Below are 23,087 nucleotides of genomic sequence, written 5' to 3' on the forward strand. Positions count from 1 at the left end.
CCGCAGCCGGGCGGCCGCCCAGCCCTGCGGAGGCGCCTGGCGTCGGCTGCGGGGGCGGCCGGGCCGAGAGGGGCATGCCGCCATCAACCGCAGCTCCCCAGGTGCCCGCACTGCGTGCAGTAGTCGCACCCGTCCTTGCGGATCACCGCATGTGCGCCGCATTCGCTGCATTTCTTGCCCGCCATGGCCGGCGGCGTGTCCGAAGGCAGCGGCGGCTCGTCGAGCGGCAGCACCTGCTGCTGCATGGGCTGTTCCGCGCGGCGCGCCAGGATGTTCTGGATGGCATAGGCCATGGCAGCCACTTCCGACTCGTGCCACAGCGGCACGGGCGTGCCGTCGTCCCTGCGGTGCGTGCCCAGGCGGACCGCGCCCCGGTCCCAGGCCACCTTGCGCATGTCGGAGAGGGCCCGCTCCAGAAAGCCGCCGCGCGCGGCCAGCGACAGGAGCCGCATGCTGGAGGTGATCCACTGCTGCGACTCGCCGCTCTGCCCCACCGGCATGAAGAATTCGATGGCCCGGTCCACCGTGCCGCCGCGCCCGTCGGGCACGGGCAGGAAGGAGACGACGAGGTAGAGCGTCTTGTGTCCTTCCTGCGTCCAGTACTCGAGCTTCTCCGCGACGGCGGAGAGGCCGCCCTTGGGCCGGCTCTCGATCACGGTGCGCAACGGGTCCACGGGTGCGACCGCGGCCACGGGCGCCGCAGGCGTGGGTGCAGGCGTGGTTGCGGTTGCGGTTGCGGGTGCGGGTGCGGGTGCGGGTGCGGACGCTGCCACCTCCAGCACCGACCCGAGGATGGTGTTGGGCCGGTACGTGGCCAGCCCCTTCAGCCCGGCCTTCCAGGCCTGCAGATAGAGGCCTTTGAAGTCGGCGTACGGGTAGTCGGCCGGCACGTTCACCGTCTTGGAGATGGCGGTGTCCACATAGGGCTGCACGGCCTGCATCATGGCGATGTGCTCGGTGGCCGACATGGCGAGCGCCGAGACGAAATAGTCCGGCAGCCGGCCCACGTCGCCGCCCAGCGCGCGGTAGAGCCGCCAGGCGTGGTCCTCCACCGCGTATTCGCTGGTGCTGCCGTCCGCCTCGCGCTTGCGGCGGGTATAGGTCCACGAGAACGGTGGCTCGATGCCGTTGGAGGCGTTGTCGGCGAAGGCCAGGCTCACCGTGCCCGTCGGCGCGATGGACAGCAGGTGGCTGTTGCGAATGCCGTGCTCGCGGATCAGCGCCTGGATGTCGGCCGGCAGGCGGCTGGCGAAGGTGCCCGGTGCCAGGTAGCCGTCGGCATCGAACCGGGGGAACGCGCCCTTCTCGCGCGCCAGCGCCACCGATGCGCGGTAGGCCGCATCGCGCAGGTGGCGGGCGATGCGCACGGCCATCTCGCGGCCCTCGGCCCGGTCGTAGCGCAGGCGCAGCATGGCCAGCGTGTTGCCCATGCCGGTGAAGCCCACGCCGATGCGCCGCTTGGCCGCCGATTCCTCGCGCTGCTGGGGCAGCGGCCAGAAGGTGAGGTCGAGCACGTTGTCCAGCGCCCGCACCTGGGTGGCGACGGCGGCTTCGAACGCGGCGAAGTCGAACGCCGGCTCGCCGCCCGGCAGGCCGAAGGGCCGCTGCACGAAGCGCGTGAGGATGATGGGGCCCAGGTCGCAGCAGCCGTAGGACGGCAGGGGCTGCTCGCCGCAAGGATTCGTAGCAGCGATGTCCTCGCAATAGCGCAGGTTGTTGTCTTCGTTGATGTGGTCGAGAAACAGGATGCCGGGCTCGGCGAAGTCGTAGGCCGACTGCATGATCGTGTCCCACAGCTCGCGGGCCGCCAGCGTGCGGTAGACCCACTGCCCATCGGCGCGGCGGTGCGCGCCTTCGGCCTTCAGCGCGGCACCCGGCTCGGCCGCGTGCACCAGCTGGCACGGCCCGCCGGCTTCCACCGCCGCCATGAATTCGCCCGGTACGCCCACCGACACGTTGAAGTTGTTCCACCGACCGGGCGTGCGCTTGGCGGTGATGAAGTCCAGCACGTCGGGGTGGTCGATGCGCAGCACGCCCATCTGCGCGCCGCGCCGCGCGCCGGCGCTCTCCACGGTGGAGCACGACTGGTCGAACACGTTGATGTAGCTGCACGGGCCCGACGCCTGCGAGGCCGTGCCCCGCACCAGCGCCCCGCGCGGGCGGATGCGGGAGAAGTCGTACCCCACGCCGCCGCCGCGCCGCATGGTCTCCGCCGCCTCGCGCAGTGCTTCGTAGATGCCGGGGTAGCCGCCGTCGTCCACACCCTGGATGCAGTCGCCCACGGGCTGCACGAAGCAGTTGATGAGCGTCGCCCGGATGTCGGTGCCCGCCGCGCTCATGATGCGCCCCGCGCCGATGGCGCCCGCCTGCAGGTTGGCCAGGAACAGCGCCTCGTGCCGGGCACGCTCGGCTGCCGGCTCGACCGACGCCAGCGCCCGGGCCACGCGGGCGAACAGCGCCTCGGCATCGGGCTCGCCGTTTTTCAGGTACTTCTCGCGCAGCACGTCCAGGCTGATGGGCTGCACGCCCAAGGGTGCGCCGGGCGAGCGGAGTGCGTCGTCGGCGCCTTCCGGCGCGAGGGGATGGTTGTCGCGTTGCATGTCACGGGGCCTTCCACTGAGCCGCCCGGCATGGCGGGTGGCGAGGGGGCTTTGTACACCGTCGGAGCGTCAGCGGGGTTGGCACAAGTCAACGCGCCCGACGAGGGTTTGGGCGCTGCCCTGCCGACGCAGGCGGTCCGGGCGCTGCTCGATTCGGGCAGCGCTCCTAGCAGACCCAGGTGCCTGCATTGGCATCGAATACAGAACACAGTGATGCTCGGCGGCACCCTGGTACGCGGCTGGGCAGCCCCTACATTCCAGCATCTCCCGCGCTTTGCGCTCCATAGAAAGCTGTTCCCTCATGTCCACCCAGCCCGACACCACCCAGCCCTCCTCCGACGCCCACTCCCTGATCGAGCGCCTGAACTGGCGCTATGCCACGAAGAAGATGGACCCGAGCCGCAAGGTGCCCGCCGACAAGGTCGAGCGCATCGTCGAGGCCGCCCGGCTGGCGCCCACTTCCAGCGGGCTGCAGCCGTTCGAGCTGTTCGTGGTGACCGACCCGGAAGTGCGCGCGCGCATTCGCCCCATCGCCTGGAACCAGGGGCAGATCGTGGACTGCTCGCACCTGCTGGTGTTCGCGGCGTGGGACAACTACACGGCCGAGCGCATCAACGCCATGTTCGACTACACCAACGAAGTGCGCGGCTTCAAGAACGAGGGCTGGGAGAACTATCGCCAGCAGCTGCTGAATTCGTACCCGCAGCGCAGCGCCGAAGTGAACTTCGAGCATGCCGCGCGCCAGGCCTACATCGGCCTGGCCGCCGCCCTGGTGGCCGCTGCGTATGAAGGCGTGGACAGCACGCCGATGGAGGGATTCGACCCGAAGGCGCTGGACGAGATCCTGGGCCTGGGCGAGCGCCATCTGCGCAGCGTGGCGGTGCTGCCGCTGGGCTATCGCGTGGCCGAGCAGGACTGGCTGGTCGATCTGCCCAAGGTGCGCCGCCCGCGCGAGCGCTTCGTCACCGAGGTCTGAGGCCTTCGGTCGGGTGCAGGCCGGAACGGAGGGGACTCCTCCAGCCCGGTCAGGGCCGGCGCCCTTCGGACGGCCTCGGAATGCGCCGCCACCGGAAGCGGCCCAGTTTTTGAATGGAATCACCCCCTAGCGCTTGATATCATTGGGTCAATTGCTATTAAATAAATAGCAACTGCTTGCGGTTCAATGCGCTCCCGCCTGGCTCCGCAGCAGGTCGGCGAATGCGCCGGCCGGCAACGGCCTGGCGCACAGATAGCCCTGAAAGCTGTCGCAGCCGCGCGCCTTCAGGAAGGCCAGCTGCGCTTCGGTTTCCACGCCTTCGGCCAGCACCGACAGCCCCAGGCTGTGGCCCAGGGCGATGATGGCGGTACAGATCGCCGTGTCGTCCGTGCTCTGCGGCAGATCGCGGATGAAGCCGCGGTCGATCTTCAGCACGTCGATGGGAAAGCGCTTGAGGTGCGCGAGCGACGAATAGCCCGTGCCGAAGTCGTCCACCGCCATGCGCACGCCCAGCGCGCGCAGTCGCAACAGCACCTGGCGGGCTTCTTCCGGGCGCTCGGCCAGGGCGCCTTCGGTGATCTCCAGTTCCAGCCCGCTGGCCGGAAAACCGCTGTGCTGCAGCGCGTTCTCCACGCCGCCGACCAGGTCGGTCAGGTGGAACTGCCGCGGCGACACGTTCAGCGCCAGGGTCACCGGCGCCAGCCCGGCGTCGAGCCAGGCCCGGCCCTGCCGGCAGACCTCGCGCACCACCCACTCGCCCATCGGCCCGATCACGCCGGAGCTTTCCGCCACCGGGATGAAGCGCGCCGGCGCGACCGGGCCTTCGTCCGGGTCCACCCAGCGCACCAGCGCTTCGGCACCCACGATGCGGCCGCTGGCGATGTCCACCTGCGGCTGGTAGTGCATCTGCAGATGGCCCAGCGCCAGGGCGCGGCGCAGGCGGGCTTCGAGCGCGATGCGCTCGCGCGCGGCGGCGGTGAGGCCTTCGTCGAAGAAGCACCAGGCACCCCGGCCCCGGGCCTTGGCGCCATAGACCGCCGCGTGGGCGCCCTGCAGCAGCGACTGCGCGGTGGCGGCATGGGCCGGAAAGAGGCAGATGCCGACACTGGCGCCGGCCACCACCTCGAAGCCCTCGGGCGAGCGCCAGGGCTCGCCGGCCGCCGCGATCATGGCCTGGGCCACGGCCGCGGCTTCGCCGGCACCGGCCATGTCGTCGGCGGCAGAGGCGGCAGAGGCGGCAGAGGCGGCAGAGGCGGCAGAGGCGGCAGAGGCGGCTGCGCCGGCTGCGGCGGGTGGGTTTCCGCCGCCTTCGCCCAGGCGGCGGGCCAGCACGCCCAGTTCGTCGCCGGCCATGCGGCCGATCAGCACGTCGTCGCCCATGGCGGCCTGCACGCGGCGGGCGATGTGCTGCAGCACCTGGTCGCCGATGGCGTGGCCGTAGCTGTCGTTCACGTCCTTGAAGCGGTCCAGGTTCAGCAGCAGCACGGCCATGCGTTCGCCGCTGGCCTCGGCCGCCTGCACGGCGGACTCCAGCTGTTGCGCGAAGTGGCTGCGGTTGGCGAGCGTGGTCAGCGCGTCGTGGTGCGCCATGAATTCCAGCCGGCCGAACTGCGCCTTCTCTTCGGAGATGTCGGCGAACATGCAGACGTAGTGCGTGATGGCGCCGGAGGCGTCGCGCACGCAGGACATGGACATGCGCTCGGGGAACACCTCGCCGTTCTTGCGGCGGTTCCAGATCTCGCCGCGCCAGTGGCCGGTGCGTTGCAGGGCTTCCCACATCGACCGGTAGAAGCCGGGGCCGTGGCGGCCGGACTTGAGCAGGCGCGGGTTCTGGCCCAGCAGCTCGGCCTCGGTGTAGCCCACCAGCCGCGTGAAGGCGGCGTTGACCGAGAGGATGCGGCTGGCGGCGTCGGTGACCAGCACGCCCTCGGTGGTGTTGTCCACCACGGTGGCGGCCAGGCGACTGCGCTCGGCCTCGCGGCGGGCGGAGGTTTCGTCGGCCAGCGTGCCCGCCAGTCGGGCGATGCCAGGCGCGGCCGAAGGAGAGGCCCTGCCCTGGACGGCATCGCCAGCCGCACCGTCCACCGGGCGGCGCCCGCGCACCAGGAACCAGCGCACCTCGCCATCGAAGCAGCGCAGCCGCACGCTTTCGGCGAAGGGCTCGCCGGAGGCCAGCGCGGCGCGGGCGGCGGCCACCAGCCAGCGGCGGTCGCCACGGTGCACCCGGGGCAGCAGCGCGAAATCCTGGTCGAAGTCTTCGCCCGGGTAGCGCAGCAGGCGCTGCAGCCCGGCCGAAAAGTCGAGCCGGCGCTGGCCGGGGCGCCAGTCCCACACGCCCACGCCGCCTTCCAGCGCCAGGCGCAGCCGGGCCTCGCTGCGCTGCAGGGCGGTCTGCGCGGCGCGGGCGGCGTCGGTGCGCTGGCGTGCGTCGGCCCGCTGCCGGCGCAGCAGCCAGCCCGCGCCCAGCGCGCCGCTGGCCAGCACCCAGAGCAGACCCGCCAGGGCGGCAGGGCCCCGCAGGGCGCCGCCGGGCTGCGCGGCGAAGCCTGGCGCCCACCGGTCCAGCAGCGCCCCCCCCGCCAGCACCCAGGCTGTGCCCACGGCCAGGTAGATGAGCAGGCCCCACCCCACCGCCCGCCCCGCACGGGCGGCCTTGCTGTCCATCACGTCCTCGCTTGTTTCGTTCGCATTCGTCGCCGGCGGTTGGGCAGCCGGCACGGCGCGCCGGAGCGCGCGGCGTGCCCTGCGGTGCTGCGACAATCGCCCGGCTATGACCCAAGCCTATATTCTCACCCTGTCCTGCCCCGACCGACTGGGGCTGGTGCATGCCGTTTCCGGCTTTCTGCTGGAGCAAGGCGGCAACATCGAAGAGGCCGCGCAGTACAACGACCACGACACCGGTCTCTTTTTCATGCGGCTGCAGTTCGCCTGCGACCGGCACGATGCCGCCGCCCTGCGCGAGCGCCTGACCGCCTTCGCCGAGCCCTTCCAGATGCACTGGCACCTGCATGCGGCCTGCGAGCCGGTCAAGACGGTCATCATGGTCAGCCGAGAAGGTCACTGCCTGAACGACCTGCTGTTCCGCTGGAAGTCCGGCCTGCTGCCGGTGCAGATCAGCGCCATCATCAGCAACCACCGCGACTTCTACCAGCTGGCGGCCAGCTACAACGTGCCCTTCCACCACATTCCGGTGAACAAGGACAACAAGGCCCAGGCCGAGGCACGGCAGTTCGAGATCATCCAGCAGGAGGGCGCCGAGCTGGTGGTGCTGGCGCGCTACATGCAGGTGCTGAGCGACGATCTGTGCCGCAAGCTGTCGGGCCGGGCGATCAACATCCACCACAGCTTCCTGCCCAGCTTCAAGGGCGCCAAGCCCTACTACCAGGCGCATGACCGCGGCGTGAAGCTGATCGGCGCCACGGCGCACTACGTGACGGCCGACCTGGACGAAGGCCCGATCATCGAGCAGGACGTGGCCCGCGCCGACCACACCGACACGGTGGAAGACCTGACGGCCCGGGGCCGCGACACCGAAAGCCAGGTGCTGGCCCGCGCCGTCAAGTGGCACACCGAGCGCCGGGTGCTGCTGAACGGCCACAAGACGGTCGTCTTCCGCTAGACCATGGCCCGCCCCTTGCGTCGCTTCGCGCCTTCGCCCTGCCGGGGGACGCCACCGGCGGCCCGGCCAAGCCGGGTCCACGGCGGCCGCCGGCATGGCCTGCTCGGCGCCCGCCGGAAGGTGGGGACGCAGCGCGTGCGCTTCGACCCGCCGGCCGGGCACACCGCGCACGCCACGCACATCGCGCAGGGGCACTGACTTGGCCGCCCACCACCTGCCCTCCACGGGCTCCTTCTCGCGCAACGCCGCGCAGCGCATTCCGCCCATCCAGTGCCTGATCACCTTCGAGACGTTGGCGCGGCTGCGCAGCGTGACGCAGACGGCCGAGGAGCTGTGCGTGACGCCCAGCGCGGTGAGCCACCGGGTCAAGCAGCTCGAGCAGATCCTGGGCGTGCGGCTCTTCGGGCGCGCCGACTTCTCGCTGACCACCGAGGGCAGCACCTACCTGGCCCAGGTGCGCGAGGGCCTGAGCGCGCTGCAGCGCTTTCCGGGCAGCGACCAGGCGCCGGGCAAGCGGCGGCTCAAGCTGGCCGTCACGCCGACCTTCGCGCGGGTCATCCTGATTCCGCGGCTGCGGCAGTTCACCGAGGTGTATCCGGAGATCGACCTGGCGCTGCAGGTGTCGATTCCGCTGCTGGACGTGGTGGCGGAAGACGCCGACCTGGTGGTGCGCTTCGGCCCGGGGCACTATGCCGACATGGAGCACGTGGAGATCGCGCGCGACGTGGTCACGCCGCTGGCCTCGCCCGCCTTCGTGCGCGAGCACGGGCCCTTCGAGCGGCCCGAGGACCTGGAACGCGTTGCCCTGCTGCGCAGCCCGCTGGAGCCCTGGCGCCCGTGGTTCGCCGCCTGCGGCCTGGACTGGCCGGCGCCCAGCGAGGGCTCGCAGTTCAACGACATCGGCCTGATGTGCGACGCTGCCGCCGCCGGCATGGGCGTGGCGCTGGTGCGGCTGAAGCTGGGCGCGCCCTGGCTGGAGCAAGGCACGCTGGTGCGGCTCTTCGACATCCAGGCGCCCAGCCCGCATGCGCACTACCTGTGCTGGCGCACCGGCACCATGGACCGCTGGGAATGCGCGGCATTCGCCGACTGGCTGCGCCGGGCGATGGCCTGACCGGCCGCGCCTGGACCGCGCCACCGCAGCCGCCGCAGGGGCGGCAAGGGCCGCAGGGCAGGCAGATTCCAAGCCAAAACAGCCACCAGCGCTTGATACACAAGCGCCCGTAGCTACATATTCGATAGCAAAACATAGCAACCGTTAGATCGGCGCCTGGAGCGCCGCCCCCCATGGCATCGCAGCAATCCGCCACTTTCAAGAAACGCTACCCCACGCTGGAGCAGAACGAGGTGCTGAACGCCAGCGCGCGTTCCATCCTCGTCAGCGCGCTGGCCGGCACCGGCAAGACGACCACGCTGGCCATCAAGGCGGCCGACCTGCTGCAGCGCCAGGGCGCGAGCCGCGTCCTGATGCTGGCCTATTCCGACGCGGGCCTGGCCGCCATCGCCCAGCGGCTGGCGCAGTTCGTGCCCGGCATTCCGCGCCAGGTGCAGATCATGACGGTGGAGCAGCTCTGCGCCAGCGTGCTGCAGGCGCAGGGCGAGGCCGTGGTGCCGCTGACCGAGCCGCTGCACAAGCACCTGCTGATCCGCCAGGCCTGGAGCGCGCTGCAGACGAGCCACGCAGCGGGCGACGGCGAGGGCGCCGCGCCGGAGCTGGCCGAGTTTCTGGCGCGCGAACTCGACGTGCAGGCGTTCGCCGATTTCGAGGCCCTGGCCAAGCAGCGGCTGCTGCAGCACCACATCGACGAGAGCGGGCTGGGCGCGCTGGCCTACTGCCAGGACAACGACCTGGACTGGGGCCTCTACCAGCTGCTGCTGCACTACGAACGGCTGCGGCGCGGCCCGGGCGACGAACCGCAGTTCTACGCGCCCGGCGACTGCACCTACGAAGTCGCCCGCCGGCTGGATGCGCTGGATTTCGGCGAGCCCTTCGCGCCGCTGCAGTCCCGCTTCGACGCGGTGCTGTTCGACGAACTGCAGGACCTGGACGAGGCGGCCGTGCGGGTGCTGCGCCAGCTGGTGGCCGGCGGCAACGGCGTTTTCGTCGGCGCGGGCGACTTCAACCAGCACATCCTGCCCGGCGCGTTCTCGGTCTTCGGCAACCACCAGGCGCGCATCCGGCAGGAATTGCCGGCGGACACGCAGGTGCTGACACTGAACACCACCTACCGCTTCGGCAACGCCATCTGCCATGCGCTGAACCCGCTCTTCGGCGTGGAATTCGCGTCGCACTACCCCACGCAGGCCGCCGTGTTCGAGCCGCGCAGCTACGCCAGCGACGACGACTGCGCGCGCCAGTTGCTGGCCATCCACGACGCGGTGCGCCGGCTGCCCGTCGCAGCCGCGGGCCCGGCGCCTGCGCTGCACATCGTGCTGCGCTCGCCCGAGGACTCGGTGCTGCTGGAATGGCTGTTCGCCCACGAGGGCGTGCACTACGCCTGCAAGGGAATGAAGCGGTTCTACCAGCGCCGCGAGATCGCGCTGGTGCTGGCGCTGATGGGCGCCATGCAGGGCTGCAACGCGGCCACGCGGCTCACCCAGGGCATTCTGAGCAGCGCCATCGAAGGGCTGCTGCGCTATGTGCGCCGCAGCAGCCGGCCCGACCCCGACGTGCTGGCCAACGGCGCCTTCGACCTGGAAGCGCTGGCGCAGGACTCGCCCGTCGAAGTCGACACGCGCGCCGTGGCCAGCGGCCTGATCGGCAAGCAGGAGCTGCTGCGCCGCTTCCTGGTGCGCGCCAGCTTCGACCCGCAGGCGCCGGTGGCGTCCGCCGTGTGCGAGGCGCTGCTGGCCCTGCCGGCGGACGCCTGCGCCGATGCCGGCCAGCTCTGCGCGCATCCGCTCGTCGACCGCTTCTTCGCCCAGGCGCCCATCGGCACGCAGGAGCTGGCCCAGTGCCGCGACAGCCTGCGCGCGCTGGCACGCATCGGCGCGGGCCTGTCGGTGGACGAATTCCTCGGCCGGCTGGCGGCCATGGTGCAGGCCGGCATCGACCAGCACCGCCAGCGCGAAGAGCCCAGCCTGCAACTGCTGACGGTGGAGCGCTGCAAGGGCCACGAGTACGAATACGTGGCGGTGCCCTTCGTGGAGCGCGGCCGCTTTCCACGCAGCGCGGCACGGCATGAGGCCTACCGGGAACGCAACATGCTCTACGTGGCCCTGACCCGGGCGCGCCGGCGGCTCTGGCTGCTGGAGGGCCCGCGGCGGCCGGTGAGCCCGGGGCCGGTGTAGGCGGCATCGATCAAGGCAAAATCGGCCTCAAGCGCCCGTCCCACCTGCACAGATAGCTATTATTTTCATAGCGTCATGCCGAGGACAGATCCAGGGCGCCCTGCCTTGGCGTGGCGCCGCCGGCCATTTCACGGGCCGCTGCAAGAAAACTCACACACCCGCGCGCGGCCTTCCTCTACAGTGGTCGGCATGAGCGCAGCCCCCTTCACCGCCACCCCCGCCACCCCCGCCGCGACCGCATCCGACAACGCACCGGCCGCCCCCGAGCCCCTCACCGCCCCGGTGCCGACCGCGTCCGAGCGCGCCGCCCGCCAGGCCCAGGTGGTCAAGGCCCTGTCCGCCCATGTGCCGGCGCACGCGCTGCTCTGGCATGCCGAAGACACCACGCCGTACGAATGCGACGGCCTGACCGCCTACCGCCAGCGCCCGCTGGTCGTCTGCCTGCCGGAAACGGAAGCGCAGGTGCAGGCCGTTCTGCGCACCTGCCACGCGCTGGGCGTGCCGGTGGTGGCGCGCGGCGCGGGCACGGGCCTGTCGGGCGGGGCCATGCCGCATGCCATGGGGGTGTCGCTGTCGCTCGCGCGCTTCAACCGCATTTTGTCGATCGACCCGGTGGGCCGCACCGCCCGCGTGCAGTGCGGCGTGCGCAACCTGGCCATCAGCGAAGCGGCGGCGCCCTGGCAGCTGTATTACGCGCCCGACCCGTCCAGCCAGATCGCCTGCACCATCGGCGGCAACATCGCCGAGAACTCGGGCGGCGTGCACTGCCTGAAGTACGGCCTCACGGTGCACAACGTGCTGCGCGTGCGCGGCTTCACCGTGGAGGGCGAGCCGGTCGAATTCGGCAGCGAGGCGCTCGACACGCCGGGCTACGACCTGCTGGCCGCCGTCATCGGCAGCGAAGGCATGCTGGCCGTGACCACCGAGGCCACGGTGCGCCTGATACCCAAGCCCCAGCTGGCGCGCTGCATCATGGCCAGCTTCGACGACGTGCGCAAAGCCGGCGACGCGGTGGCCGCCGTCATCGCGGCCGGCATCATCCCGGCCGGGCTGGAGATGATGGACAGGCCCATGACCGCCGCCGTGGAAGACTTCGTGAAGGCCGGCTACGACCTGACGGCGGAAGCCATCCTGCTCTGCGAGAGCGACGGCACGCCCGAGGAGGTGGAGGAAGAGATCGGCCGCATGAGCGAGGTGCTGCGCGCCGCCGGCGCCACCGCCATCACCGTGAGCGGGAACGAGGCCGAGCGCCTGCGCTTCTGGAGCGGCCGCAAGAACGCCTTCCCGGCCTCGGGCCGCATCAGCCCCGACTACATGTGCCTGGACTCGACCATTCCGCGCAAGCGCCTGGCCGACATCCTGCTGGCCATCCAGGAGATGGAAAAAAAGTACGGCCTGCGCTGCTGCAACGTCTTCCATGCCGGCGACGGCAACCTGCATCCGCTGGTGCTGTTCGACGCCAACGACCCGGACGAACTGCACCGCTGCGAACTCTTCGGCGCCGACATCCTGGAGACCAGCGTGGCCATGGGCGGCACCGTGTCGGGCGAGCACGGCGTGGGCGTGGAGAAGTTGAACAGCATGTGCACGCAGTTCACCACCGAGGAGAACGCCCAGATGCTGGCGCTGAAGGCCGCGTTCGACCCGGCGGGCCTGCTGAACCCGGGCAAGGTCATCCCGACGTTGAACCGCTGCGCGGAGTACGGAAAGATGCTGGTGCGTGGCGGGCAGATCGCGCACCCGGAGCTGCCCAGGTTCTGAAAGGCTCGGCCGGCCCATGGCCGGCGCCTGGTCGGCCCTTGCGCAGCACTTGGCCGGCAAGCGTTATTCACCTGGTCGGCGCCTAGCCGCCCATCCCCACCTGCGCCGCCGCCCACAGCTCGCGCGCATGCGACAGCGCGAACAGCACCAGCCCGATCATCCCGCCCACCACGGTGCCGTTGATGCGGATGTACTGCAGGTCGCGGCCGATGTGCAGTTCGGCCAGGTGCGCCATCTCGCGGCCGTCCCAGCGCTGGACGGTGCTGCGGATGTGCTCGGCCACCGACTGCGCCACGTCGGGTGCCCACTGGGCGGCCCAGAGTTCCAGGCGCACGTTCAGCCGCACGCGCAGCGCGGCGTCGCCGGCCAGTGACATGCCCAGCCACTGGCCCATGGCGGTGACCTGGCGCGACACCTGCGACTGCTCGTCGTTCAGGTCGCGGTGCAGGGCCTGGCGCGCCTGGCCCCACAGCTCGGCCACGTAGGCGCCGAGCTTGGGGTCGCCCTGCAGGTAGGCGCGCATCTCTTCGCCGCGCCGGGCCCAGTCGGGGTCGCTATGCAGGCGGCCGATCAGGCGCTCGACGGCGCTGTCCAGCGTGTCGCGCAACTGGTGATGCGGGTCCTTCGCCACTTCCTCCAGCAGGCTTTCGATGGCGTGGGCAATGGCGCCGGCGCCCTTGGTGCTGAGCCAGTCGGTGGGCAGCACCTTCTGCTTGAGCGGGTGTTCGCGCTTGATCCACTGCATCAGCGTGTCGGCAATGAAGGTGCGGGTTTCGGTCGACTGCAGCATGGTGCCCAGCCGCTGCAGCAGATCGTCCAGCAGCGCCTGGTGGCGCCCGCCCTGCGTGAGCGCACCCAGCGCGGCGCCCATCGACTTGCTGAGGTCGATGCGCCCGATGAGCGCCCGCACGGCCTGGCCCAGCAGTTCCTGGATCTTGCTGTCTTCCACGGTGTCGAGCGCCGCCGCCGCCAGCCGCGCCACCTGGCGGCCCAGCAGGCCGGCGTTGGACGGCGCGGTGAGCCACTGCGCCAGCATGTCGGCCGGGTCGTGCCGGCGGATCATGCTGACCAGCGAGGGGCCGTCGAGGAACTCCTCGCGCACGAACTCGGCCAGGTTGGCGCCGATGCGGTCCTTGTTGCGCGCGATGATGTCGGTGTGCCCGCTCACCCAGGGCAGCGGAATGCGGCGGAACAACGCGGAGACGGCAAACCAGTCGGCCAGCGCGCCCACCATGGCCGCCTCGGCCACGGCGCGCACGCAGTCCACCGCCAGTCCGCGCGGAAAGGCATAGGTGGCGGCGAACACGGCCACGACGAGCAGCAGCAGCCCGGTGGCCTGGAGCTTGGCGCGGCGCAGCAGCGCCTCGTGGTCCTGTCGTGTGGCGGTGGCAGTCAGTGGCATGGCCGCAGGATAGCCCCGGGGCCGGCGCCGCGTCCACCCGGCGCGGCTTTTCCCTGGCGCGTCAGCGGGAGATGACCTGGGCCAGCGCGGTGCGCAGATGGCCCACCGTGCGCTCCACGTTGTGCCACTTCTCCAGCCCGAAGAGGCCGATGCGGAAGGTGCGGAAGTCCGGCCCTTCGTCGCACTGCAGCGGCACGCCCGCAGCGGTCTGCAGGCCCACGGCGGCGAACTTCGAGCCGTTCTGGAGCCCCAAGTCGGTGGTGTAGCTGACCACCACGCCCGGCGCCTTGAAGCCTTCGGCCGCCACGCTCGGTAGGCCGTTCGATTCGAGCAGCTGGCGCACCTGCGCGCCGAGGTCGATCTGCTCCTGGCGCACCTTCTCGAAGCCGTAGTCGCGCGTCTCCAGCATCACATCGCGCAACTGCACCAGCGCGTCGGTCGGCATGGTGGTGTGGTAGGCGTGCTGGCCTTTTTCGTAGCCTTCGGCGATCTGCATCCATTTCTTCAGATCGCACGAGAAGCTGGAGCTTTGCGTGCCGTCGATGGCTTGGCGCGCGCGCTCGCTCAGCATCACCATGGCGCAGCAGGGCGAGCCGCTCCAGCCCTTCTGCGGCGCGCTGATCAGCACGTCCACCCCGGTGGCGCGCATGTCCACCCACATGGCGCCGGAGGCCACGCAGTCCAGCACGAAGAGCGCGCCCACCTCGTGCGCCGCGTCGGCCACGGTGCGCAGGTAGTCGTCCGGCAGGATGATGCCGCTGGCGGTTTCCACATGGGGCGCGAACACGACCCTGGGCCGCTCGGCACGGATGGCGGCGGCCATTTCGTCGGCCGGGCACGGCGCCCAGGGCGCCTGGGCGCCCTCGCCCTGCTGGCGCGCCTTGCACACCACCGCGCCGCCACCCAGGGCGCCCGCGTCGAAGATCTGGCTCCAGCGGTAGCTGAACCAGCCGTTGCGCACGATCAGCACCTTCTCGCGGTTGGCGAACTGGCGCGCCACCGCCTCCATGCCGAAGGTGCCGCTGCCCGGCACCAGCACCGCCGTGTGGGCGCCGTAGACCTGCTTGAGCGTGGCGAGGATGTCCTGCATCACACCCGTGAAGCGCTTGGACATGTGGTTGAGCGCGCGGTCGGTATAGACGACCGAGAATTCGAGCAGACCATCGGGGTCGATGTGGGGCAGCAAGCCAGGCATGGGGGGTTCTCCGAGTCGCAGACAAACAATCGCGGGCCAGCTTAGCACGCGCCCCATCGACGCGCCCGGGGGCGGCTGCCCGCCGTTTTACCTAACTTTACGGCCGCGCAGCAGTGGGGTCGCGCAGCGTTGGCACACTCGGGGCTGGTTCTCATTTCGCGTGGCCGTGTCCTCACGGCGTCTGCCGCATCTTCCCGCTCAACACCTCCATGACCATCGCCCGCAAGATCTCCAAGCCCTGGCGCCTCGCGCTGCTCCTGCTCGTGCTGGCCGCGCTCGCCTTCGGTGCCTGGCGCCTCTTCTTCCAGCCGGCGCCCGCACCCCGCTTCGTGACCACCACCGCCGCCCGGAGCGACATCGAGGACACGGTGCTCGCCACCGGCACCATCCAGGCCTTCAAGCAGGTAAGCGTGGGCGCGCAGGTGTCGGGCCAGGTGAAGGCGCTGCGGGTGGAGCTGGGCCAGACGGTCAAGAAGGGCGACCTGGTGGCGGAGATCGACTCCACCACGCAGCAGAACACGGTCCGAAATGCCGAGGCCGCGCTGGAGAACGTGCGCGCGCAACTCGCCGCGCAGCAGGCGTCGCTGGTCGAGGCCGAGCTGAAGTACAAGCGCCAGAAGCAGCTGTTCGATGCGGAGGCGGGCTCGCGCGCCGAGCTCGAGGCGGCCGAAGCCACCCGTAACACCACGCGCGCCAACATCGCCGCGCTGCAGGCGCAGATCAAGCAGGCGGCCGTCACCGCCGACACGGCCAAGGTCAACCTCGGCTACACGAAGATTGTCTCGCCCATCGACGGCGTGGTGGTGGCGCTGGTGGTGCAGCAGGGCCAGACGGTGAACGCGAACCAGACCACGCCCACCATCATCAAGGTGGCGCAGCTCGACCAGGTGACGGTCAAGACGCAGATCTCCGAGGCCGACGTGGTCAAGGTGAAGCCCGGGCTGCCGGTGTACTTCACCATCCTGGGCGAACCGGACCGGCGCTACAACGCCGTGCTGCGCACCGTCGAGCCCGCGACCGACGCCATCCTGACCGAGACGACGTCGTCCAACAGCAGCAGCTCCAGCTCCAGCTCGACCACGGCCATCTACTACAACGGCCTCTTCGACGTGCCCAACCCCGAGAACAAGCTGCGCATCTCGATGACGGCGCAGGTGTCCATCGTGCGCGCAGAAGCCAAGGGTGCGATCGTGATCCCCTCCTCGGCACTGAGCCGGCGCGGGGCCGGCGGCGCCAGCGTGCGTGTGCTGGACGCCCAGGGCAACCCGCAGCCCCGCCCGGTGAAGGTGGGCATCAACAACAACGTGAGCGCCGAGATCACCGAAGGCCTGGCCGAAGGCGACAAGGTGGTGCTGGGCGAAGCCGCCGCGCCGGCTGCCGGCGCCCAGCCCGGCGGCCGCCGCCCGCCGATGCGCATGTGATCGCAGCCCCGTGCCGAGAACGCCCATCGACCGCATCGCCATGAACCAGGCCCCCCATCCACTTGCGCCCGCCGACCGCCAGGGCGCCCCCGACGCGCCGCTGCTGGAGCTGCGCGACCTGCGCCGCGAGTTCCCCGCCGGCGAGGGCACCATCGCCGTGCTCAAGGACATCGACCTCGCCATCCGGGCGGGCGAGATGGTCGCCATCGTCGGCCAGTCGGGCTCAGGCAAGTCCACGCTGATGAACATCCTGGGCTGCCTGGACCGGCCCACCTCCGGCAGCTACCGCGTGGCCGGCCGCGCCACCGGCCAGCTGGGTCCGGACGAGCTGGCCGCGCTGCGGCGCGAATACTTCGGCTTCATCTTCCAGCGCTACCACCTGCTGGGCGACCTCACGGCGCGCGGCAACGTGGAGGTGCCGGCCATCTATGCCGGCACGCTGCCGGGGGCGCGCCATGACCGCGCGGCCGCCTTGCTGGGGCGGCTGGGCCTGGCCGAGCGCACCGGCCACCGGCCCGGGCAGCTGTCGGGCGGGCAGCAGCAGCGCGTCTCCATCGCCCGGGCGCTGATGAACGGCGGCAGCGTCATCCTGGCCGACGAGCCCACCGGCGCGCTCGACACCGCCAGCGGCGAAGAGGTGATGAAGATCCTGCAGGAGCTGCATGCCGAAGGCCACACCATCATCATCGTGACGCACGACATGGCGGTGGCCGAGCATGCCGAACGCATCATCGAGATCCGCGACGGCGAAATCATCGGCGACCGGCCCACGGCCCGCATGGCCGGCGTGCCCGCCCGTGCCGCCGCACCCGCGCCGCCGGCCCGCCCGGCCGCGCGCAACGGCATCGGCGCGCTGCGCGACCGTTTCGCCTCCGCCTTCCAGATGGCGCTGCTGGCGATGAACGCGCACCGGCTGCGCACCTTCCTCACCATGCTCGGCATCATCATCGGCATCGCCTCGGTGGTGGCGGTGGTGGCGCTGGGCGAGGGCTCGCGCCAGCAGGTGCTGAAGAACATCAGCTCCATCGGCACCAACACCATCGAGGTGTTCTCCGGCAGCGGCTTCGGCGACACGCGCTCGGCCCGGGTGCGCACGCTGGTGCCGGCCGACGCGGCGGCGCTGGCCCGGCAGGGCTATGTGGACAGCGTCACGCCCACGCTGCAGAACGCGGTCACCGGCCGCTACCGCAACATCGAGGCCTCCATGACGGTGGTGGGCGCGGGCGAGCAGTACTTCCGCGTCAAGGGCGTGACGGTGGCACAGGGCACCGAGTTCGATGCCGGCAACGTGGCGCGGCGCGAGCAGGTGGCGGTGATCGACGACAACACCCGCAAGACCCTGTTCCCCAACACGCCCGACCCGGTGGGCGAGGTGATCCTGCTGGGCAGCATCCCGGTGCGCGTGATCGGCGTGGCGGCCAAGAGCGAATCGGCCTTCGGCAACACCGAGGCGCTGAACGTGTTCGTGCCCTACACCACCGCCATGAGCCGCATCGTCAACCAGGACTACCTGCGCAGCATCACGGTGCGGGTGCGCGACGACGCCTCCACCAGCGCGGCCGAGCAGGGCATCAACCAGCTGCTGGAGCAACGCCACGGCCGCAAGGACTTCTACGTGCTGAACACCGACAGCATCCGCCAGACCATCGAGGCCACCACGCAGACGATGACGCTGCTCATCAGCTCCATCGCCGTGATCTCGCTGATCGTGGGCGGCATCGGCGTGATGAACATCATGCTGGTCAGCGTGACCGAGCGCACTCGCGAGATCGGCGTGCGCATGGCCGTGGGCGCGCGGCAGAGCGACATCCAGCAGCAGTTCCTGATCGAGGCCGTGCTGGTGTGCCTGATCGGCGGGGTGCTGGGCATCCTGCTGGCGCTGGGCTTCGGCCAGATCTTCGCGCGGGCCAGCAGCGACTTCCGGATGGTGTATTCGCACGGCTCGATGGTGGCGGCCTTCGTCTGCGCCACGATGATCGGCGTGGTGTTCGGCTTCCTGCCGGCCCGCAGCGCCGCGCGGCTCGACCCGGTGGAGGCACTGGCGCGTGAGTAGGCGCCGCGCCCTGTTTCCTCCCGCCGCCTCGGCCGGAGCGGACGTGGGCTTGCGCATGGTGCGCCGCCTCGACCCATCCTCCAGTCAACCCCTTCCCGCAGCGTTGCGGACGCACTGAGTAAGCAGCATGTCCTTGATGAGAATTCCTGAACGCCTGCGCACACCCGCCGCGCTGGCCCTGGCGCTGGCCCTGGCTGGCTGCTCGACCCTGCGCACCCCCTACGAAGCGCCGGCCACCGTGGTGCCCGCGCAGTGGCGCCATGCCGGCGACGGCGTATCGACCGCGCCGGCGCGCGAGGCCGCCGCCGTGACCGGCCACTGGTGGAAGGCGTTCGACGACCCGGTGCTGAGCGAGCTGGTGGATGCGGCACTGGCCCGCAACAACGACCTGGCTGCGGCGGCGATCCGCGTGCGGCGCGCGCAGCTGCAGGCCCGGCTGACCGAGAACCGGCCCAGCTTCAGCGGCAGTGTGAGCAGCGGCGCCAGCCGCCCGCTGGAGGGCGGCGGCACCAGCCGCTCGAACTCCGCCTCGCTGGGCGTGAGCTACGAGGCCGACCTGTGGAATCGCCTGGGCGCATCGACCGACGCTGCCCGCTGGGAGGCCCTGGCCACCGCGCAGGACCGCGAGGCCGCCGCGCAGGCGCTGGTCGCCACCACCGCCACGCTGTACTGGCAGCTGGGCCACCTGAACCAGCGCCTGGCCTCGGCCGCAGAAAGCATCCGCTATGCCGAACGCACGGTGGCGCTCGTCCAGGCGCAGTACGACGCGGGCGCCGTCTCCACGCTGGAAGTGACCGAATCGCGCCAGAGCCTGTCCAGCCAGCGCGCCGCGCTCGCGCAGCTGCAGCAGCAGTACGTCGAAACCTCGAACGCGCTGGTGCTGCTGTTCGACGGCTCCGCCACCGGCCCGGCCGCACCGGGCTGGAGCGCGCCGCAGTCGCTGCCCGACACCCCGCTGCCCGAAGTGGCCGCCGGGCTGCCGGCCGAACTGCTGGCGCGCCGGCCCGACCTGCACGCGGCCGAGCTGCGCCTGCGCGAGGCGCTGGCCACGGCGGACGCCACGCGGCTGTCGTACTACCCGCGCCTGTCGCTCACGGGCGCGCTGGGCGGCTCCAGCAGCGCGCTGGGCAACCTGCTGGCCAACCCCATCGCCACGCTGGGCGCCGGGCTGGTGCTGCCGTTCCTGAACCGCACGGAGATGCAGCTCTCCACCGACATCGCCCGCGCCGACTACGAACAGGCGGTGGTGGGCTTCCGCCAGACGCTCTACCAAGCCTTCGTCGATGTGGACAACGCCCTGTCGGCACGCCGCCAGCTGGCCGAACAAGGCGCGCAGCTGACCCAGTCGCTGGCCGACGCGCGCCGGGCCGAGCAGCTCTACGAGGTGCGTTACCGCGCCGGTGCGGTGGCGCTGCGGCCCTGGCTGGATGCGCAGGAAAAGCGCCGCTCGGCCGAGATCGCGCTGTCGGACAACCGGCTGCAGCGCCTGACCAACCACGCGACGCTCTACCAGGCACTGGGCGGCAGCTGACCGCGGCGGCTCGCGCGGCGCCCATGCCCTCCGTGCCGCCCATGCCGCCCATGCCGCCACGCGGCATGCCGAACCGCCGGGGACGCCAGCCGGCACCGTAGGATGCAGGGCTTGTCCGCTTCCTGGGCCCCGCCGCCCCGCATCCCATGCCCGACTTTCGCAGCGATACCGTCACCCAGCCCACTCCCGCCATGCGCGCGGCCATGCTCGCCGCGCCGCTGGGCGACGACGTGTTCGGCGACGACCCATCCGTCAACGGCCTGCAGGAACATGCCGCCGCGCTGCTGGGCTTCGAGGCCGCGCTCTTCGCGCCCACCGGCACGCAAACCAACCTGATCGCCCTGATGGGCCACTGCCAGCGCGGCGACGAGGCCATCGTCGGCCAGAGCTGGCACACCTACCGCTGGGAAGGCGGCGGCATGGCGGTGCTCGGTTCGATCCAGCCGCAGCCGGTGGAAAACCAGGCCGACGGCACGCTGGCCCTGGCCGACATCGCCGCCGCCATCAAGCCGGACGACCCGCACTTCGCGCGCACCCGGCTGGTGGTGCTGGAGAACACCACCGGTGGCCGGGTGCTGCCCACACCCTACGTCGCGCAGGTGGCTGAGCTGGCCCGTTCGCGCCAGCTGGCCATGCACCTGGACGGCGCGCGCCTTTTCAACGCCGCCGCCGCCAACGCCGAGGCGAACGGCACCGACGTGTACGACGAAGCCCGGGCGCTGGCCGCGCATTTCGATTCGGTGTCGCTCTGCCTCAGCAAGGGACTGGGCGCGCCGGTGGGCTCGCTGCTGCTGGGCAGCCGGGACTTCATCGCCCGGGCACGGCGCACGCGCAAGATGCTGGGCGGCGGCATGCGCCAGGCCGGCGTGCTGGCCGCTGCCGGCCAGCACGCGCTGGAGCACCACGTGCGCCGGCTGGCCGATGACCATGCCCTGCTGCGCCAGCTGGCGGAAGGCCTGGCCGAGGCGGGCCGCAGCCACCCGGTGCTGGCCGGCCGGCTGGGCGTGGCCTCGGCGAACACCAACATCCTCTTCACCGACCTGCACGCCGACGTGGCTCCGGCCTTCACCGACTGGCTGGCGCGCCACGGCGTGCGCGTGACCAGCGGCCTCTACGCCGGACAGACCCGCCTGCGCTGGGTGACGCACCTGGACGTCACGCCGCAGCAGGTGGCCGAGGCGCTGGACTGCGTGCAGAAGTTCAAGGGCTGAGGGGGCCGCCGTGCCTGGAGGCATGGCGGTGCGCCGGGTCGCAGGCCAAGCCAGGCGCGCCCCAGGCGATTGCTATTATTTTTATAGCAACATGCGCTGATACAGCAAGCGCCGGAGGCCATTTTTGTGTTGAAGCCGGCCGCCTCAGCCGGCGGGCGGATAGTGCCGGCCCCCGAAGATGCCGCTGCCGACGCGCACCATCGTGCTGCCGGCGTGCACCGCGGCCTCCAGGTCGCCGGTCATGCCGAGCGAAAGGGTGTCCACCCGTTCCCAGCCGGGCACCCCGTCGCTGGCCAGGGCGGCGTGCACCTGAGACCAGACGCTGCGGGCGCGTTCATGCACGGCGCGTTGCGCCTCGAAGCCCTCCAGCGCATCGGGAATGGCCATCACGCCCCGCAGCGTCAGGCGGGGCAGCTGGGCCACCGCGCGTGCCAGGGCCACGGCCTCGTCCGTGGCCACGCCGGCCTTGGTGGGCCCGCCATCCACGTTGACCTGGATGCAGACCTGCAACGGCGCCCGGTCGCCCGGCCGCTGCTCCGACAGGCGCTCGGCGATCTTCAGCCGGTCCACCGTGTGCACCCAGTCGAAGTGCGCGGCCACCAGCCGCGTCTTGTTGCTCTGCAGGGGGCCGATGCAATGCCATTGCAGCGGCTGCGGCAGACCCATCGCGGCGACCAGCGCGATCTTCTCCACCGCTTCCTGCACGTAGTTCTCGCCGAAGGCGGTCTGGCCGGCCAGCGCGGCATCGCGCACGGCCTCCGGCCCGAAGGTCTTGGAGACGGCCAGCAGCGACACGTCGCCCGCGCTGCGCCCGGCCTGCGCGCAGGCCGCGTCGATGCGGGCACGCACTTGTTGAAGCTTGTTACCAATCGTCGTCATAATGTTCAGGCCAAGGGTACCAAAAGGCATCCGGCGCACAGACGACCGTATCCATACGACCGAGGGAATCCCGTGGACATCACCCAGCTGCTCGCCTTCAGCGTGAAGAACAAGGCATCCGACCTGCATCTCTCGGCCGGCCTGCCACCCATGATCCGGGTGCACGGCGACGTGCGCCGCATCAACGTCGATGCACTCGACCACAAGACGGTGCATGCCATGGTGTACGACATCATGAGCGACGCGCAGCGCAAGGCGTATGAAGAGTTCCTCGAGGTCGACTTCTCGTTCGAGATCGAGGGCCTGGCGCGGTTTCGCGTCAACGCCTTCAACCAGAACCGCGGCGCCGCCGCCGTGTTCCGGACCATCCCCAGCAAGATCCTCACGCTGGAGCAGCTGAACGCCCCCAAGATCTTCGCCGACCTGGCGCTGAAGCCGCGCGGCCTGGTGCTGGTGACGGGGCCGACCGGCTCGGGCAAGTCCACCACGCTGGCGGCCATGGTCAACTACCTGAACGAGAGCGAGTACGGGCACATCCTGACGGTGGAAGACCCGATCGAATTCGTGCACGAATCGAAGAAGTGCCTGATCAACCAGCGCGAAGTGGGGCCGATGACGCTCTCGTTCGCGGCGGCGCTCAAGTCCGCCCTGCGCGAGGACCCGGACGCCATCCTGGTGGGCGAAATGCGCGATCTGGAAACCATCCGCCTGGCCATGACCGCGGCGGAAACGGGCCACCTGGTGTTCGGCACGCTGCACACCTCCAGCGCCGCCAAGACCATCGACCGGATCATCGACGTGTTCCCCGCCGAGGAAAAGGAAATGGTGCGCGCCATGCTGTCCGAATCGCTGCAGGCCGTGATCTCGCAGACGCTCTGCAAGACCAAGGACGGTTCGGGCCGCGTGGCGGCGCACGAGATCATGCTGGGCACCAGCGCCATCCGCAACCTGATCCGCGAGGCCAAGGTGGCGCAGATGTATTCCACCATCCAGACCAGCAACAGCGTGGGCATGCAGACGCTGGACCAGAACCTGACCGACCTGGTGCGGCGCAACGTCATCAGCCCGGCCGAAGCGCGCAGCAAGGCCAAGATTCCGGACAACTTCCCCGGCTGACGCTTCGCGCCCCACCCCGCGCCCACCCCCCA

General features: G+C 70.8%; 15 protein-coding genes. 10 read left to right on the forward strand and 5 right to left on the reverse strand.

Annotation, left to right across the window (positions count from 1 at the left end):
* Positions 1-83: 83 nt before the first annotated feature.
* Positions 84-2,600, reverse strand: coding sequence for an adenosylcobalamin-dependent ribonucleoside-diphosphate reductase (locus ASF94_RS20095; RefSeq protein ID WP_082493452.1), 2,517 nt, complete (start codon positions 2,598-2,600; stop codon positions 84-86).
* A 301-nt stretch (positions 2,601-2,901) separates the two neighbouring features.
* On the opposite strand from ASF94_RS20095, the gene ASF94_RS20100 reads away from it, so the two are divergent.
* On the forward strand, positions 2,902-3,576 hold the full coding sequence (locus ASF94_RS20100) for an NAD(P)H-dependent oxidoreductase (protein ID WP_056670871.1): 675 nt from the start codon (positions 2,902-2,904) through the stop codon (positions 3,574-3,576).
* A 183-nt stretch (positions 3,577-3,759) separates the two neighbouring features.
* Here the strand turns inward: ASF94_RS20100 and ASF94_RS20105 are convergent, their stop codons facing one another.
* Entirely contained in the window at positions 3,760-6,243 is a 2,484-nt protein-coding gene (locus tag ASF94_RS20105) for a putative bifunctional diguanylate cyclase/phosphodiesterase (RefSeq protein WP_369818684.1), read from the reverse strand.
* 103 nt (positions 6,244-6,346) lie between these two features.
* Here ASF94_RS20105 and purU point away from each other — a divergent pair, with 103 nt between their 5' ends.
* From purU to ASF94_RS20125, 4 genes are all read left to right on the forward strand, one after another.
* Positions 6,347-7,195 carry a formyltetrahydrofolate deformylase gene (gene purU / locus ASF94_RS20110; protein ID WP_056670877.1) on the forward strand — a complete coding sequence of 283 codons (849 nt, stop codon included), beginning with the start codon at positions 6,347-6,349 and terminating at the stop codon, positions 7,193-7,195.
* Between the two features lie 199 nt (positions 7,196-7,394).
* Positions 7,395-8,309, forward strand: coding sequence for a LysR substrate-binding domain-containing protein (locus tag ASF94_RS20115; RefSeq protein ID WP_235505445.1), 915 nt, complete (start codon positions 7,395-7,397; stop codon positions 8,307-8,309).
* A 173-nt stretch (positions 8,310-8,482) separates the two neighbouring features.
* A complete protein-coding gene (locus ASF94_RS20120; RefSeq protein ID WP_056670880.1) occupies positions 8,483-10,486 on the forward strand; it encodes a UvrD-helicase domain-containing protein in 2,004 nt (667 codons plus the stop codon).
* Positions 10,487-10,675: 189 nt separating this feature from the next.
* Positions 10,676-12,247, forward strand: coding sequence for an FAD-linked oxidase C-terminal domain-containing protein (locus tag ASF94_RS20125; RefSeq protein WP_235505446.1), 1,572 nt, complete (start codon positions 10,676-10,678; stop codon positions 12,245-12,247).
* An 82-nt stretch (positions 12,248-12,329) separates the two neighbouring features.
* On the opposite strand, the gene ASF94_RS20130 is transcribed toward ASF94_RS20125, so the two are convergent.
* Both ASF94_RS20130 and ASF94_RS20135 read right to left on the reverse strand, forming a co-directional pair.
* Complete coding sequence (locus ASF94_RS20130; RefSeq protein WP_056670882.1) at positions 12,330-13,649, reverse strand: DUF445 domain-containing protein; 1,320 nt, start codon at positions 13,647-13,649, stop codon at positions 12,330-12,332.
* A 61-nt stretch (positions 13,650-13,710) separates the two neighbouring features.
* The gene (locus tag ASF94_RS20135) at positions 13,711-14,844 is read right to left on the reverse strand and encodes an aminotransferase class V-fold PLP-dependent enzyme (protein WP_056670885.1); all 1,134 of its coding nucleotides are present in this window, start codon (positions 14,842-14,844) and stop codon (positions 13,711-13,713) included.
* Positions 14,845-15,053: 209 nt separating this feature from the next.
* On the opposite strand from ASF94_RS20135, the gene ASF94_RS20140 reads away from it, so the two are divergent.
* The 4 genes from ASF94_RS20140 to ltaE all read left to right on the forward strand — a co-directional run bounded on the left by ASF94_RS20140 (position 15,054) and on the right by ltaE (position 21,060).
* Complete coding sequence (locus ASF94_RS20140) at positions 15,054-16,265, forward strand: efflux RND transporter periplasmic adaptor subunit (RefSeq protein ID WP_056670888.1); 1,212 nt, start codon at positions 15,054-15,056, stop codon at positions 16,263-16,265.
* A 40-nt stretch (positions 16,266-16,305) separates the two neighbouring features.
* Entirely contained in the window at positions 16,306-18,318 is a 2,013-nt protein-coding gene (locus tag ASF94_RS20145) for a MacB family efflux pump subunit (RefSeq protein WP_056670893.1), read from the forward strand.
* Positions 18,319-18,445: 127 nt separating this feature from the next.
* Positions 18,446-19,849: an efflux transporter outer membrane subunit gene (locus tag ASF94_RS20150; protein ID WP_369818685.1), complete on the forward strand. Its 1,404-nt coding sequence runs from the start codon at positions 18,446-18,448 to the stop codon at positions 19,847-19,849.
* A 146-nt stretch (positions 19,850-19,995) separates the two neighbouring features.
* On the forward strand, positions 19,996-21,060 hold the full coding sequence (ltaE, locus tag ASF94_RS20155) for a low-specificity L-threonine aldolase (RefSeq protein ID WP_056670896.1): 1,065 nt from the start codon (positions 19,996-19,998) through the stop codon (positions 21,058-21,060).
* Between the two features lie 144 nt (positions 21,061-21,204).
* Here ltaE and ASF94_RS20160 read toward each other — a convergent pair whose 3' ends face one another.
* Positions 21,205-21,939: a YggS family pyridoxal phosphate-dependent enzyme gene (locus ASF94_RS20160; protein WP_056670899.1), complete on the reverse strand. Its 735-nt coding sequence runs from the start codon at positions 21,937-21,939 to the stop codon at positions 21,205-21,207.
* A gap of 72 nt (positions 21,940-22,011) precedes the next feature.
* Here ASF94_RS20160 and ASF94_RS20165 point away from each other — a divergent pair, with 72 nt between their 5' ends.
* Positions 22,012-23,055 (forward strand): type IV pilus twitching motility protein PilT, encoded by a 1,044-nt coding sequence (locus ASF94_RS20165; RefSeq protein ID WP_056670902.1) that lies wholly within the window; start codon positions 22,012-22,014, stop codon positions 23,053-23,055.
* Positions 23,056-23,087 lie beyond the last annotated feature (32 nt).

This window comes from Acidovorax sp. Leaf160 (assembly GCF_001424265.1).
GTDB lineage: Bacteria > Pseudomonadota > Gammaproteobacteria > Burkholderiales > Burkholderiaceae_C > Paracidovorax.

Excerpts from the sequence above, each read along its gene's own strand:
- purU (WP_056670877.1), top strand. The coding sequence starts at position 6,347 with ATGACCCAAGCCTATATTCTCACCCTGTCCTGCCCCGACCGACTGGGG.
- ASF94_RS20150 (WP_369818685.1), top strand. The coding sequence starts at position 18,446 with ATGTCCTTGATGAGAATTCCTGAACGCCTGCGCACACCCGCCGCGCTG.
- ASF94_RS20125 (WP_235505446.1), top strand. The coding sequence starts at position 10,676 with ATGAGCGCAGCCCCCTTCACCGCCACCCCCGCCACCCCCGCCGCGACC.
- ASF94_RS20160 (WP_056670899.1), bottom strand. The coding sequence starts at position 21,939 with ATGACGACGATTGGTAACAAGCTTCAACAAGTGCGTGCCCGCATCGAC.
- ASF94_RS20095 (WP_082493452.1), bottom strand. The coding sequence starts at position 2,600 with ATGCAACGCGACAACCATCCCCTCGCGCCGGAAGGCGCCGACGACGCA.
- ASF94_RS20135 (WP_056670885.1), bottom strand. The coding sequence starts at position 14,844 with ATGCCTGGCTTGCTGCCCCACATCGACCCCGATGGTCTGCTCGAATTC.
- ASF94_RS20100 (WP_056670871.1), top strand. The coding sequence starts at position 2,902 with ATGTCCACCCAGCCCGACACCACCCAGCCCTCCTCCGACGCCCACTCC.
- ltaE (WP_056670896.1), top strand. The coding sequence starts at position 19,996 with ATGCCCGACTTTCGCAGCGATACCGTCACCCAGCCCACTCCCGCCATG.
- ASF94_RS20140 (WP_056670888.1), top strand. The coding sequence starts at position 15,054 with ATGACCATCGCCCGCAAGATCTCCAAGCCCTGGCGCCTCGCGCTGCTC.
- ASF94_RS20145 (WP_056670893.1), top strand. The coding sequence starts at position 16,306 with ATGAACCAGGCCCCCCATCCACTTGCGCCCGCCGACCGCCAGGGCGCC.
- ASF94_RS20120 (WP_056670880.1), top strand. The coding sequence starts at position 8,483 with ATGGCATCGCAGCAATCCGCCACTTTCAAGAAACGCTACCCCACGCTG.
- ASF94_RS20130 (WP_056670882.1), bottom strand. The coding sequence starts at position 13,649 with ATGCCACTGACTGCCACCGCCACACGACAGGACCACGAGGCGCTGCTG.